Genomic DNA, 13,932 nt, shown 5'->3' with positions numbered 1-13,932 from the left:
GTGGAACAGCAGGCAAAAGTGCCGATCGTACCCGATAATCGGCAACACTAGCGAACCTGAACCCGCGGTAAGCGCGCCGCAGGCAAGCGGACGACGATCTGGCTGTCCGTGATGTCGACGACTTCCTTGCGCTTCCTCCCGTCATCGTACCGCAATTCGAACGTCACTCCCGATGCAGATGGGGCAAAGGGCTCAGGCGTAAGGCTGATTGACCCCTCGCCCAAATTCAGAATGATCGGTTTATCCGCCCGGAATCGGGCGTCAAGCAGCACCAGGTCCAATCGGAGAGACTGGAGCCGCACGTTGAGCCGTCGCCGCACGCCATCACGTGGCCAGATACGCAGGGTGTGAGCGAACGTCTCCATGATGCCACCGTGACAAACCTGCCCAAAGATGGGATCGTCGGCAACGATCGTCGCAGCAGCGCGGACCGCCCCACAAAATCCCAGGTCGATCTCGCACGAGTAATACCACGTTCCACGGTGATGCGGCTGACCGAGCCATGTGGTCCCGCTCGGCGCCGGCTCGAAGCCGCCACCGGCCGCGCCGTCATTCTCCTCGCCCGGATACCAATAGCCATGACCGGTCGACGCAGGGCCGCTGTTCAGCAAGGCCCACGCGCTGAGTTGTGACGCATAGCCGAGACGAAGGAGCGGATGCGGGTCGTCTGCATCGTTCAGCGCATGATCAAGCAGCGCCCAGCCGCCCATCTGCGCCATGTAGGTCAGCGTATAGGCGTCGCCCGCAGTCCCGCGATAATCGCTGCCCAGGTAGTAATAAGCAGGTTCCAGCCAGCCACGGCAGAACAGGTTTGCAGCGATCTGACGCTCCGCGAAGGCACGGGCTGCCGCCTTCGAAACCCCCATGGCGACAGGGTCGTCAAGGGCCGAGCGAGCCAGTGCCTGCGTTGATTCGAAGCCTGTGGAATCGAACGGATATTCCGACCCGAACAGGTCCGCCTTCGGATCGACGAAGGCGCGCACCTTACACGCCCAGTGCGCCTCCAGCGTCGCCGCCTCGCGCATCAAGCCCGCCGTCGTGAGCGCCGAAACCAGTTCGGGGATCACACATTCGTTGTAGAAGCCGGTGCGATAGGCAGACCACATCACCGCGCGCATCGGCACCGTGAACATGGCCAGCGCCGTACCGTAGGCGCGTACCAAATAATCTCGCGCGCTCTGGCGGGTGGGTATCGCGGGATGGTCACGCGCGATGCGGTACATGGCCAAATACATCGCGAAGATGTGCGGATAGTCATAAGGCCGCCAGATATGCAGGCGGCCCTTTGGGCCGGGATCGCTGCTTTCCCGGTTCTGCTTCCAATCGGGTATGCCGTAGAGGCCGTAGGCGTATGCCTCCTGTGTGGTACGTTGCAGCCCGCCCCAGACGAACGTATCGATATACCGGTCCAGCGCCGCCACTTCCGCCGCATCAGGATGCTCGGCATTCTTGGTCGCGAGGTAAGCGGGCTTGCTCAGCCCGGGATCGTCGCACGTCACCTCGTAGATGCGCCAGCCCTTGATCCGGTCGTAATTGTCCGGGCCAAGCAGAACCTGCGTCTCCATGTTCCACTCGCCGAACAAACCGTCGTACCATTTGGACGAGTCACGATGCTGCCGCTTCACGATGAAGGTTGCGCGCTTCTTCATCATCGTCTCGACGGGTTCGGTAGCGAAGAATTCAAGAAAGGTCCGGCGCGCACCCGGCTGGTGCAAGGTCAGCCGGTTCTCGCCCAATCGCGAAAACCAGACCCGCCACAGTCGCCTGCCAGCCCGATCCGGCAACCGTTGCACCACCGTGTCACCGGTAAATTCCGCTTCGATCCGCTCCACCGGAATGGAGGACGCGAGCGCGATGTCGACATGCAGGTCGTTGGGAACCGTCATGCCCGGGATTACTTCTACGTCCACCAGACCGGCGTCCGCGATAGCCCTGCGCGCCGCCTCATAATCGGCAACCCACTGGAAGCGGAGACGGTAACGCCGTTCCTCGGCCGGCGACAGGGACAGGGAATGGGTCGGCTGTCGCCAGCGAGTCCCGCCCGCCACTGCCTCGCCGGCGGCCGCCCCGCCCAAGATGTAGGCGCACCACGTCCCACTGGCTTCGGCCGAATCCTTGTGGACATCCCAATATTCCAGTGACGTGTCCGCTTCCGGTAAAAGCATGAGGAAGGGACCGGTGCTGTTGCCGCGAATCCAGAAGATGTGCGATCCATGCCCCGAGACGAAGCTGTGCTTCAAAACAGCCAACGACACCGGTTGCCCTGCCGGAAATTCGGTGTTCATCGGCATGGGCAAATAGAGGTCGCCAACCTCCACGCTCGCCATGCCGTCGTTCCGCAGCATGATCTCCCACGTCAATCCAGCCTCGTCGACTGCAAGGCGGGTCGTCAGAAGGATGCCGGCATCGCGGGCTGCTAGTTCAAGGGCCGCGCTATGCATCGGCTTCGTTGCATCAACGCCGGTTCGAAGCGTATGCCACTCGGATCCGGCACGCCGAACTCTAGCGTGAGCCGTCCCCAGCACGGCTCCAGGCAGGACATAATCCGTGTCATACGTATCGTTACGATAACGCAACGAGGTAATGCCGTCTTGTGTGCACCCAACGACGAAGGGAGAGTCAGCCGCCTTCAACACCATGGCAACCTTGCGCTGCGGCCGATTGGGTGTAGGCACCGTAACGCCCCCGAACAACGCGCTACCCAAGACGCTACTGCCCAACAGCATCGTGCGACGCGTATACGTCCAGACTTTGGACATGCCTTTGGCCTTCGTCATCAACCGCATCCGGTATTGCCCCATACGGATGATCAAGGCGTGCTGTTTCCCGCCGTAAACGTCAACGCGACAAAAGCGACATACGTTCTCAAGTACCGAGTGTTCGGTCGGCAGCGCTTCGTCACCATCGGTCCTCACGGTGCCCCTTGGACACCAGACCTTGCACGCAAGGAGGCCAAGCGGCTATTGGGCCTGGTTGCCAATGACAAAGACCCGGTCGACGACAAAGCCTCCCCCCGAACCATCCGCTGACAGGTCGTGATGTGGTCCACTGGGGCGAACTGAGGCGCGAATCGCTGTTGTCGTCACAGCGCGGCCCCGGACCGGAGCTCAAGCTCGTCATCAACAAAATGGGATATTCCGACGCTTGCCGGCTGCTTCGCCACGACGTCGGGCTCGACCGGCTTCTCACCTTGGTCGGCGCGGGCTGGGGTATCCTGCTGGTACCGGAAAGTGCGACTGGAGCTGCCTTTCCTGGTGTCATCTTCCGCGAGGTGCATGATGCCGAGGGGCCGACACGGTTGATTCGCGCTTATTGGCAGCAGGCCAACGGCAATCCATCGCTGCGTCCGTTCCTCGACCCGCTTCGGAAGCGCCATCCGGATCTCTCGACTGCCCCAGGAGCAGGGTGAGCGACTACGCGTCAGAATCTCGACGTAGCTCTTGATATCCCCGAAGAACGCAGCCAGCAGTTCGATCGTGAGCTTAACCGGCTTGTCCTCTTCAAGGGGCCTCAAGCCTGAGCTTGGTCATGGCGTCCTCCCTTTCCGTGGGGCGCGCCAGCACGAAATCGCGCGTCACGATAAACCGCACCGGGAAACCTGGCCGGATGGTCAGCGCCGGCTGGATGTTCAACTGGCGCTGCACGGACGGCTGGCCGATCGGAGGGTTCGTTGTCGTCTGGCGTGTAGTTCGTTGTGGGCGTGTAAGGGGCAATGCGGCCGCAACAAGGGTGCAACCGTCCGGGGAAAGTCAAGCATTAGACCGACGATCAACCCGTACCCGTGTTTCACGCTCATGCGTTGCTTCGCGCGACTCCGCTATCGGCCCCGCGAGGTTGGCAAAAGTAGCTGTACCATCTCCGGCGCAAGATCGTTTAGTACGGCGCTGCCCTTCCGAATCCGGCCGGCGATTGGGGACGGCAGCGAAATGGACAAACCAGTGGAATCGGCACGCTCGCGCAATGGTAAGCCCATCCAATCGCGAACCTCGCTGCGGTACTCAGTGCAAGGTCGCAATGCGACTTTCAGTTCAGCAGTGAACGTTCTGCAAGCGCGCCGTCAACCGTAGAAAAGTGCCAGGTGGCATCTCACTCCCTTGCACGCGACAGAATGAGCGCGGCGATCTTCATCTGGTTGGCAGGAGTTCGCAGAGCTGCCGGTAAGGCCGCCACCGCTTGATCGAAAACGCGTCCCAAGACCAGAAGGTCTTCTGGATAATAAACGCCGCGCTCCCGGGACATTCGCGCCGTTCGCCCATCGCCGGTGTGGCCACCGGTTCTCATAGTGCCGAGCTGGCTAAGCTCCAGTTCTGCCGTGATCATTTCGTTTGTGAGCACGTTAAGTAGTCGGACGGTGTCGAGCTGGTTGCCTTGTTCGCCGACCAGGGCGGCAACGATGTCCAGTTGCAGGTCGGTGCGATCCTCGAGGTCCTGTTTGCGTGAATTGGAAGGGTCAAGTTCCACGGTGTTGCTCCAGAGTAATTAAACAGCAGGGTAGGCCGAGTAAGAATGTGTGTCTCGTTTTCCGATCCGCGAGGTGGCGGACGCGAGGCTGGAACGAATTGCCGCCGCACAAGCTGTGCGCGTGCGGGTCAGTCGAGGGAGGCGCACAGGACGGGATGGCGACGGTCCGGTTTGTTGGAAGCAGCTGTGGGCGACCGCCGCCGAGCAAGACCGAGCACGCGAGCGGAATGACAATCTTCGAACACACGACGTAGGGGCCGGGCAGTGAGACCGCGAAGCTGGTCTGGTCGCACAGGTCGACATCAGTGCCTCGTCCTGACCGGAGGACATGTGTCTCGCAATCGGGATAGTCGGTTGGCAGCCAGCACTGCGTCGCCGGCAGGCCGCCACAGCGCCAGTTTGATGGCGCTGCCCAAGCTGTTCAAGGCGACACGTCCAGGCCACGCTTGCTAAGACCGCTGTTTGCCAGTCCGAGTTCTGGGCAGCGCCACGCATCAACCCCGGCCAATGAGAGTGCGTGAGAACCAATCTTCTGGGGCGCCTCTGGGGTGGTGGCAATTGGGTCGGCGACGACGCGATAGATTGCGCGCCAGGCGTTGCGATGGGCCATCTGACTGCAGCGGGGCCGCACGTGCGTCGATTTGAAAGAGTGGGGAGTCTCGTTGGAGATGCAGGCACAAGGGATTTGTGGCCTGCGACTATGCTGAAAGCAAAGAGGATCCATTGTCACACGACATTCGTGAAAGGTGCTTTCCGGAAACCGGCGATCTTGACTATGGGGTATTTGACGAAAACCGGTAAAATCGAAAGTTTTGATGGAATGCATCCAGCTTCCGGATAGCGCGCGCGAGCAGGATCAACCTGCTTTGGATGACGAACAAAACCAAGCCCACACGAATGGTTTCGGTTTGTCATGCCAGCGCTCCCCAAGCCAATCACTTCAGCGCCGATGACATCGGTCAAGCGGCTGACATGATGGTGCTCGAGGCGCGCTCCAGTGTCCTCATTATTATCGGTCGACCTCCTGCAGTGCAGGCAGGGAGTCCATATCTCCGGCTAATATGCCCTTTGCCGTCGGCAGGACGCTGGCCTGCCGAGGTGCAAAACTCGGATAGATCCTGTCACCCAGACCGAGGGATGATCTCGGATTGAATTGTGGTCGCGGTGTATAGGGAAGTCTCCAACGGCAGGTTCCCGAACGCAAGCTGGCAAAGTAGGTAGTTCGCACCTGCCTGCTCCATCTGATTAAGGAGGAGCTGTCGGACGGAAGCTGGCGTTCCGACGACGCACAATTCGCTCTCAAGGGCTGCATCGAAGGTCAGCGGCAGGTTAGGTGGTGTCGGAATGGCATTTCGCTCGTAAAGGAATTTGAAGCTCTCCAGCCATCGTCGATAGGCAGCTTCGGCGGCGGCATGGGCGTCTTGGTCAGACTGCGCGATCACGACCATGCGGAGCAACCCAAGAAATGGCTCTCGCCCGTCCGCGGTTGTATTGTGCGCGCGATGGGAACGGAACGCATCCGTAATGTTTCGGACAGCAGAGGAAGGGCCTGCACACGCCAGATTAGCACCACTTGCAGCGGCCCATTCCGCCGATTCGGCCCGATTGCTCGCGATCCAGGTCGGCGGATGCGGGCGCTGATGAGGCCTCAAAGTTAGAGGTACCTCGCTCATCTCAAAATGGTGTCCGCGATAGGATAGGGTATGGCCCTTCAGCGCAATATTTAGGATTTCGCTGGCTTCCTCATAACGGCCTGGCGCCGCGTCCGCACTGATGCCGAAATAGCCCCATTCGATCGGCTGCGAGCCCCGTCCGATACCGAGCTCAAGCCTGCCGCCGCTCAACTGGTCGAGCATGCAGATCTCTTCGAATGCGCGCAATGGATGATAAAGGTTGAGCAACAATACCAGCGGACCAAAGCGCAGCTTCTGGGTACGCTGCGCGACGCTTGAAAGAAACAGATTCGGCGACGGCCCTCTGCCATGTGGTGAGCAGTGGTGCTCGGCCAGGTGATAAGCGTAAAAGCCGAGAGAATCGCACGCCTCCGCCAACTTGAGACGATCTTCGTATTGTCGTGCGACATCGCGGCCGTCGTCGTCCAAGTGGTCGAAAATGCCGCAAGTTAGTCTTGAAGGAAGGTCGCTTTTCACTCGATCATCTCCGATTGTGGAACAGGGTCCGGGTGGCTTCACGCCGTCGCGCTCAAATACGTCTCCTTCGTCATAGGCGCTGAGCGTCGTCTCTTTGGGATGGGCGTGGCTCTGAGCGCGCACGATGTGAGTGGCTCATGACGACCTGCAGTGGCGGTCCCGACCATTACTTGGATAGGAGCTCGCGAAGCTCCGCCACGCCGAGCATGTGCTCGACCAGAAGCATCTTTAGCTTCATGTTCTCCTCCTCCAGGGCTTTCAACCGCTTGGCCGCAGCAACGTCCATGCCGCCGAACCTGGCCTTCCAATTGACGATCGCCGCTTCAGAGGTACCATGCCTGCGAGCTAGATCAGCCGCTTTCGCCCCAGCCTCGTGCTCCTTCAGTATCGCGACAATCTGCTGTTCCGTGAATCTTGGTCGCTTCATCTGTCCGCCCTTCTTGGGACCGGACCTGCACTCCAGCGGGAAGAAATACGCGATGAGAGGTCATCTGCCACATGCGCTGGCCCGAAGCTTTGGTCCGAAGGCGTTACAGAAAGTCCGAGTTCAGTGAAGTCGGCCGCCACGACTTGCCGCTTTTGCCGGATAGTCCGACGGTTGTCCTCAAAAGCAGAACGATAAAGGATGCGGACGCAGATGGCATGGCTGATCACAGTCATCTTGAAAACGCTCTGGATCTTGCGAAGTGACCCGATTGGCGCTTCGCCATGCTCCTCTTGGCGGCTGCGTGCCCCAGGATGAGACGGTCCTCTCGATATCGGCACTGCCGTTCGATGGCGCCAGCAAGTGACCATTGCATGAGGCGTCCGGGCACCGGAAATCGGTTTTCTTTGATGTCGAGGTCGACGCAAATCGCGTGGGAAGCAATCCGGCTGGATAGCAGAACGACCAACTGGCGCACCACCGCACAGCGAGCAGGGCATCCAGTGCACCCTGTCCCACACGACATGGTGCTCCTTGGAATTTGCGGAGTGTCGGTGCAGTTGTCTGCATGCGAGCTCGATAGGACAGAATTGTGCGGCAAATTGAATTTCATGGCTACTATTGCGAGAAAGCTAACGGCCAGCACTTCGTAACATCGCCAAACAAAGCCGATACCATCCGGCATGGAGGGCTCATTTGAAGAAGAAAGCCGACGACAGCGGCGGCCAACCATCGAGCTGATCAAAGCAGGCTTGGCAAGGAAGAGTTGCAACGCTGAGAGTTGGTGCAGGTACTATTTGTCTATCATCAGACGTAGTTCCTCCTCCAGCGGATCGGCATCGGGAAGCTCCGCGAGCGCTGCAGCGAGGGCTACAAATGCTCCGAAAGCCGCGAGTACAAGGGCGCACGCGAGTATCGCTGCTCCAAGGTCGTGAGAGCGTGGTCTTATCATCTGTGTCACTGGTTGAATTTGGTGAGGCGTTGTGTTCGTGCCGAGTGCTCGATAGCTGCAACGACGCCCTGTTGGCCGTCGTTGCCGCAGATCCGAAAGACGGTCTTAGAGCCAAGTTCTGTCAGCTGAGGATTTGCCGCGCCTGGTAACCTTTGAATGATGCCCGCTTTGTCGAAGACGTCGGAGCCCGGAACCGACGAAGCGGAGCAACAATGACCGGCGACCCGCCGGACCTGGTCTGTTGTGAGTTTATTGGCAACTGCGACGGCCTGCCTCGGGTCGCAGGCGCCGTTGGCTATGCTCGATGTCACCTTGGTATCGGCAAGTAGGCCCGAACCGTTCAACGTCTCGACCGCCGCAGCCGCACCATCGCGCATCAGCGCGCCGGACGCATCGCTGCTTCCGCTCATCGGGCGAACCGCAGCAATATGGACGTCGCAGCCGCGCGCGGTCCAGCCGAGTGCGCGGATGAGGTGCGCTCCACTTGCGGCTGAAGCGTGACGCCCACTTAACATTGTAGAGCTCCCAATGCTCACCTGAAGTGAACTGCTAGCCTCTGCGGTCAGACGCGGCTGCAGAAATCGATGCGGTTGCTTCTGCCAAGCCAAGTCGAGCGCGCCAGCTTGGCCACACCGCGACCATGGGAGACCCTACAATTTGACGTTACGTGCGGTTCAAGCCCCTTTGAAGCTCGCGTCCGATGAATTGTCAGGCGAGGGCCGATCGACGAGGCCTGGGCGGGAAGAGCTGTCCGTGAGTCCATAAAGCTGCCGGCGCGCATCGTCGCGGCCAGATCAACCGACACTTCATCGCACGCCCAGCTCAAGAAAGGCCGACCGACAATCCTGTGCGCATCCGCCGTGAGGACGTCAGTACGGCTGATCCTCCAACCCGGCAAGGGCGAGATCGAGATATTGCATGAGGCAGGGATCCCAACCAGCCAGGCTGCGGGGGGCGCTTAACCGTGCAAGTACCTTCAAAATCGTCGAAACGCGTGAATCGGCTCCGGCTATCTCGCCGATCAGCAAGCGCGCCGCAATCGCGACAGCCTTTGCCCGCTCGCCGCAAGGATGCTCACCCCTGTCCATACACTCACGCAGCTCATCGCGGATCCGCCGCCACCGCTCCTCGCGTTCTGCTGCCAACTTGCATGTGCATCGGGACGTTGGTCTGCGCGTCTCGACCCGCGACATGGCATCCAAAGTGGCAGGCAGCTCATCTACACTTACCTGGACGTCACCGTCCGTCGTCATGTTGCGCAGACGATCTCGCAACAGGGTCGCACGAGTAACTTGAAGTTCAATCCGCTCCAGATGTTTGCGCAGCAGGTCTGTGAGTGAGGTCGTTCCCTCCATAGCTTTACGGATCTCGAGAAGAGAGAAGCCAAGCTCACGTAGCGCCCGAATCTGATGAACCCGTTGAGCGCTTTCGCGGTCGTACATCCGGTGGCCGCCGTCCGTACGATCTGAGGCGGCCAAAAGGCCCGTGTGCTCGTAGTGATGCAGCGTGCGTACCGTCACTCCGGTCGCCTCCGCCAGTTCGCCAATGCGCCATCGACGCCTTCGTGGTGTAGCTTTGTTCATGTTGTTCAATTTCAAAGCCTACAACCTGACGTCACGTATGATTCAAGCTATTTCAAAGCTCTAGCTGGATCGTCTCTGATTCCAGCGTAAGAGAGGTGACTATCCTCAGAATGGCGCGCGATCAACCCTGACGCGAAATGGTGTCCAACAAGTTCGTTAAGCACGCCAGTTGAGCCTCGCTAACCGCTGTACGCTCCAAAATGAGCCTGGCGATCGCCGTTCGAATTTCCAGAGTTCGCATCGATGGCGGTAACGCTGTGACTGTGCCATCAAAAAGGTTTCCCAAGGCGGATAGTTCTTCCGGATCAAATACACCGCTGTGTTCCGCCAACGTTCAGCTCCTTGTTTGTCATTGCGCCGGGGTAGCGCACGTCGTCAAGACGTGTGGCCGCGATAGGGCCAGAAGAAGTCAGACCAACGGCGCAGAGCGATGAAGGTCCGATGCGCTTGAAGGTGATGCGATAGGGCAACACAGGTGCGCGACACTCAGCGTCGAAAGCGCACGGGCGGTTCTCGCCATCTGTACAATCGATCGGCGCCGCGCTGGCTGTCCGTCATGGTGCGGCTCCAGCGAAGCTGGATCGGCTCCGCTCGCTGGGAGCCTACTCATTCTGAGAGTTGACGGCGAGCAGCCGTGAGCTGGTCCTGGTATGACTATCGAGGCTGCTGCGCCCAGAGGCTGGACGGCAACGTGCAGAGGTCAGCTTCAGCGAGGTCACGAGCGTGTCGGCCTTCGTCTCTGTCCTCTAGAACGAGGCAACACTCGCTTGAACCAGCGTTCGCACATCGGGCCCGAATGCCAATGTGCGACCGAACGGCGCCATGATGGCCCGTCCAGGAGCCAAAATTGCGGGATGTTTGATCTGGCAGCAATAAGTTAGAGCAGGGCAAGCCCAAATTGCGTGCATCAAGTATCCTTCCGGATACAAGGCTCGCGCACCTTGCGAGCGTCCTTGCGACAACGGCTAGACAGATCTAGCGAAGTCTCCGACGGTATCCGCTTGTTTCGAAGCGCAGATGATCGAGCACTCTTCGCGCGCGGACGCCATGCGTGCTGCCTCCTGCAACAATATCTCTCGCATCCAGGTGCTTTCCGGATCGCTGTTGTGAAGGACAGGCCATTGGACCGCCTCGGTAAAGGTGGGGAAAGGCTGCGGAAGGTCGGCAATGCGAAGCGGCGTCGTTCTTTGGAAGTGCTTAACGAGCCTCAATGGCATAGTCCCTATGCGGCTTGTGCCTGTCAGCAAGGGCGGGATCATGCTGAAGCTCTGCACCAGAATGTCGATGCGCCGATTGAGGCCGAGACCGAGTAAAAAGGTTTCCTCGATGGCGGCCTTGCGCGCGCCTCCAAGCTTAACCGCAACGTGGCCCATTGACATATATCGATCGAATGTAAGCGGCCGTAGTAGCTGGCCGTTCGTGCAGCAGCCAACGCAGACGAGCCTCTCCTCGAACAGGGCCACCCGCGGGTGCGCGCTGGACATGAATAATTCGGGCAGGATAACAAAATCGACGTCGCCGCGCCGGAGAAGCTCGTCGTGCTCATCGGCCAGTGCCACCAGTTCGAAGCTGACGGCGGGCGCTTCTCGCGCGACACGCTCCACGACATTTCGGAAGAACACGACTGTCATGGAATCAGAAAGGCCGATCCTGAATCGCCGGTTCGATTGAGCCGGGTCGAACGCCTCCTGCGCGATAATGGAGAGCTGGATCTGCATCAGGGCCTCGCGAACAGGAGCCGCCAATCCCTCGGCGCGCGAGGTCGGGACAAGTTCCCTACCTCTCATCGCAAACAGCTCATCACGGAAATAGGACCGCAATCGGCCAACGGCTGCGCTCATGGCCGGCTGACTAAGGTTAATCTTGCGTGCTGCGGCGGTGAGATTGCGCTCAGTCATGAGAGCATCAAGCGCGACGAGGAGATTTAGATCCAGGCCTTTGAAACGCATATCTTCTTATCCAGCGCAAGCGTTTTGCGGTGCATACAATGAGCGACAACGGCTGCGCTTGAAGCAGTCTCATTGGCTCGCCCGAATCGACTCCGTTCCTACCGTGCGATCGCGAAAAGAAGCTCGCGGAATCATCGCTAGAGTGGCGAGCAAGGCGATCGGCGGACCACCAGCGGCCGGAAGCCGTCGGCAGCCGCGATGATCGATCACGCCGCTCCGGCGACGCTCGCAGCGCGAACTGGACAATAACATTGTTGGCAGGCGGCCCCGGAGCCTATCCGGCCAGAGCCGTGGAGTTCGCCAATGCGCCCCGTCGACGTCCGCGTAGCGCAGCGTTAGTCACGGCGGCCAATCTACAACCTGACGCAGTGTGGGATTCAAGCAGTTTAATTCGGCTCGCCAGGCCTTATTGTAACCGAAGAAGTCCCCGCGATCGTGCCGGATGCCGCCGCTTGCAGGACAAGCGCGCCAAACCACATCTTACGAGATCACGGCACTCGCCAATGGCGAATCGCGTCGTCCCATCGCCGGGTTCGCACGGCCCTGTTACAGCATCGCCGTCCGAGACGTAATATGCCAAAAGCGCCCGAGCACGTTAAAGGGGTTGGTAATATATTTGCAACTTGCCGAGAGCGGCTTGTGGCGAACTTAGCTGCGCCTGCGAGTTGGGGGCTCCTGATGCGCAGATGCCATGTTGGATGCTTCCTCCAACAATATCCGACGCATCCAAATGCTCGCCGGATCGGTATTGTGGAGCGCAGGCCACTGCACAGCCTCGGTGAAAGTGGGCAGGGGAAGCGGGGGCTCGACAATCCGCAGAGGCATCTGCTTTTCGAAGTGTCTGGCGAGTCGCAAGGGCATTGTCCCTATACGGCACGTGTCCAACAATATAGGCGGAATCAGGCTAAAGCCCTGCACAACGACTTCAATGCGTCTCTTGAGGCCGTGCTCAAGCAAAAACCATTCTTCGAGGTTCGGTCTCAGCGCCCGTCCGAACTTGGCCGTCACGTGCCCCATCGAAATGTAATTCTCGAATGTAAGCTGTGGTGATAGCTGCTTGTTTGTGCGGCATCCCACGCATACGAGAGTCTCATCGAACAGCGTCGCCTTCGGATGCACGCTCGACATGAACGGTTCCGGCAGAATGAGAAAATCGACTTCGCCGCGGCGGAGCAGTTCATCGGGCTCATCGGAAAATGGCAGCAATTCGAAGCGCACTGCGGGAGCTTCCTGTGCGATACGATCGACGATCCTCCGAAAAAAGACGATTGTCATGAAATCGGAGAGAATGACCCTGAAGCGTCGGCTCGACTGAGTCGGGTCGAACACGTCCGGTGAAATGATCGAGAGTTGGATGTGCAGCAGGGTCTCGCGAACCGGACCCGCGAGCGCCTCCGCGCAAGGTGTCGGGACGAGCTCGCGACCTCTCATCGTAAACAGTTCATCGCGGAAATAGGTGCGCAACCGCGCGATCGCAGCGCTCATAGCGGGCTGGCTGAGGTTAATTTTGCGCGCCGCCGCTGTGAGGTTGCGCTCCGTCATCAGAGCGTCGAGTGCAACGAGAAGGTTTAGATCAAGTCCCTTGAACCGCATGTTGTGAGTCTATCCATCGTGTGGATGTGTTGTATCGAAACAATCGATTTTACCAAATTGAGGAATGTTGGATAGCAAACATCAGTTTGTAGAAAGTTGTCAGGAATATCACGATGGCTGCTGGTGGTTACGCGGGTTCCGAGAAGAACTCCTGGACGTGCGCGCACCTTCCGAATCCGCCGAGTGGGGGTGGCTATCAGCGCGCCATGCGACCTGCGTCGCTTCTTCTCGATACGACGAGGGCTCGATACGACGCTAGGCGGACGCCGACAAACCTTCGTATGTGTATTCCATCCCTTTCCATATCGGCGGTTTACCCTCGTACACTAGAGGGTACGCTCAGCCTCGCCTTAGTGTCGCGATCAAGCGGCAGGCGCGGATTGCGAATGCCAAATATCTCGGGCGAATGGCCAAACGGCTCGCCTGTCCATCGCATTCAGGGCGCGTCGAAAATGCATAAGACCCGAGTTGATCTGCTGCCAATCGGACGCGCCTTTGATGAGGTCTCACACATCGATGGCCAGTCTTCAGACTGCACAGTGTCGATAACGATCCTGGACGAGGTGGAACCACTCCGTGGTGCCGATAGGTTGCGGGCAATCCGATCGCCCCGTCGGCATGTCCTGCCATATCTCGGGCGTGGCGTCGGTCGGAGCGACGCGCGCAACCTGTCCGTTGATCTCGCCACTAGTGAAGGCGTCATTGCGATCAATCTGCTCAGGCGCGGTGCTGGCGAGGCGGCCGAGCTTCGATGTCGCATGCCAGCGCATATCAGTGGTGTTCAGCGGTTCGGCGAATAGCGAGTTGCTCACGTGGAAAT

At 59.4% G+C, this 13,932-nt stretch carries 12 protein-coding genes and 2 pseudogenes; 2 read left to right on the top strand and 12 right to left on the bottom strand.

Annotated features, from left to right (window positions below):
- Positions 1–47: 47 nt before the first annotated feature.
- Positions 48–2,777, bottom strand: coding sequence for a DUF5695 domain-containing protein (locus ACE10Z_RS34440; RefSeq protein ID WP_375784766.1), 2,730 nt, complete (start codon positions 2,775–2,777; stop codon positions 48–50).
- 39 nt (positions 2,778–2,816) lie between these two features.
- Between ACE10Z_RS34440 and ACE10Z_RS34435 the strand changes: the two genes are divergently transcribed.
- Positions 2,817–3,029 (top strand): Arm DNA-binding domain-containing protein, encoded by a 213-nt coding sequence (locus tag ACE10Z_RS34435; protein ID WP_375784765.1) that lies wholly within the window; start codon positions 2,817–2,819, stop codon positions 3,027–3,029.
- A gap of 11 nt (positions 3,030–3,040) precedes the next feature.
- Positions 3,041–3,409, top strand: coding sequence for a hypothetical protein (locus ACE10Z_RS34430; protein ID WP_375784764.1), 369 nt, complete (start codon positions 3,041–3,043; stop codon positions 3,407–3,409).
- Between the two features lie 48 nt (positions 3,410–3,457).
- On the opposite strand, the pseudogene ACE10Z_RS34425 reads toward ACE10Z_RS34430, so the two are convergent.
- From ACE10Z_RS34425 to ACE10Z_RS34375, 11 genes and pseudogenes are all read right to left on the bottom strand, one after another.
- Positions 3,458–3,514 (bottom strand): annotated as a pseudogene (locus tag ACE10Z_RS34425) (hypothetical protein); the annotation flags it as partial.
- Entirely contained in the window at positions 3,501–3,632 is a 132-nt protein-coding gene (locus ACE10Z_RS34420; RefSeq protein WP_375790120.1) for a hypothetical protein, read from the bottom strand. The pseudogene ACE10Z_RS34425 and the gene ACE10Z_RS34420, both read right to left, overlap by 14 nt.
- Positions 3,633–4,086: 454 nt before the next feature.
- On the bottom strand, positions 4,087–4,461 hold the full coding sequence (locus ACE10Z_RS34415; protein ID WP_375784763.1) for a NolY: 375 nt from the start codon (positions 4,459–4,461) through the stop codon (positions 4,087–4,089).
- 726 nt (positions 4,462–5,187) lie between these two features.
- Positions 5,188–5,424 (bottom strand): hypothetical protein, encoded by a 237-nt coding sequence (locus ACE10Z_RS34410; RefSeq protein WP_375784762.1) that lies wholly within the window; start codon positions 5,422–5,424, stop codon positions 5,188–5,190.
- Positions 5,425–5,582: 158 nt separating this feature from the next.
- A complete protein-coding gene (locus ACE10Z_RS34405; RefSeq protein ID WP_375784761.1) occupies positions 5,583–6,611 on the bottom strand; it encodes an LLM class flavin-dependent oxidoreductase in 1,029 nt (342 codons plus the stop codon).
- Between the two features lie 169 nt (positions 6,612–6,780).
- A pseudogene (locus tag ACE10Z_RS34400) lies at positions 6,781–7,038 on the bottom strand (transposase); the annotation flags it as partial.
- A gap of 954 nt (positions 7,039–7,992) precedes the next feature.
- Positions 7,993–8,502, bottom strand: coding sequence for an ABC transporter substrate-binding protein (locus tag ACE10Z_RS34395; protein ID WP_375784760.1), 510 nt, complete (start codon positions 8,500–8,502; stop codon positions 7,993–7,995).
- 354 nt (positions 8,503–8,856) lie between these two features.
- Positions 8,857–9,570 carry a MerR family transcriptional regulator gene (locus ACE10Z_RS34390; protein ID WP_375789989.1) on the bottom strand — a complete coding sequence of 238 codons (714 nt, stop codon included), beginning with the start codon at positions 9,568–9,570 and terminating at the stop codon, positions 8,857–8,859.
- Positions 9,571–10,535: 965 nt separating this feature from the next.
- The gene (gene nodD2, locus ACE10Z_RS34385; RefSeq protein WP_375784759.1) at positions 10,536–11,519 is read right to left on the bottom strand and encodes a transcriptional regulator NodD2; all 984 of its coding nucleotides are present in this window, start codon (positions 11,517–11,519) and stop codon (positions 10,536–10,538) included.
- 648 nt (positions 11,520–12,167) lie between these two features.
- Entirely contained in the window at positions 12,168–13,112 is a 945-nt protein-coding gene (gene nodD1, locus ACE10Z_RS34380; RefSeq protein WP_375784758.1) for a transcriptional regulator NodD1, read from the bottom strand.
- A 527-nt stretch (positions 13,113–13,639) separates the two neighbouring features.
- A complete protein-coding gene (locus ACE10Z_RS34375; RefSeq protein WP_375784757.1) occupies positions 13,640–13,924 on the bottom strand; it encodes a hypothetical protein in 285 nt (94 codons plus the stop codon).
- Positions 13,925–13,932: the final 8 nt, after the last annotated feature.

The organism is Bradyrhizobium sp. Pha-3, assembly GCF_042258615.1.
Taxonomy (GTDB): domain Bacteria; phylum Pseudomonadota; class Alphaproteobacteria; order Rhizobiales; family Xanthobacteraceae; genus Bradyrhizobium.
The sequence above is the reverse complement of the archived record's forward strand: the minus strand, read 5'-3'. Positions and strand labels throughout refer to the sequence as shown.

What these genes read in the sequence shown, in the direction of transcription:
- ACE10Z_RS34440 (WP_375784766.1), bottom strand. Translation starts at nt 2,777, where the DNA reads ATGACGAAGGCCAAAGGCATGTCCAAAGTCTGGACGTATACGCGTCGC.
- ACE10Z_RS34395 (WP_375784760.1), bottom strand. Translation starts at nt 8,502, where the DNA reads ATGTTAAGTGGGCGTCACGCTTCAGCCGCAAGTGGAGCGCACCTCATC.
- ACE10Z_RS34390 (WP_375789989.1), bottom strand. Translation starts at nt 9,570, where the DNA reads ATGAACAAAGCTACACCACGAAGGCGTCGATGGCGCATTGGCGAACTG.
- nodD2 (WP_375784759.1), bottom strand. Translation starts at nt 11,519, where the DNA reads ATGCGTTTCAAAGGCCTGGATCTAAATCTCCTCGTCGCGCTTGATGCT.
- nodD1 (WP_375784758.1), bottom strand. Translation starts at nt 13,112, where the DNA reads ATGCGGTTCAAGGGACTTGATCTAAACCTTCTCGTTGCACTCGACGCT.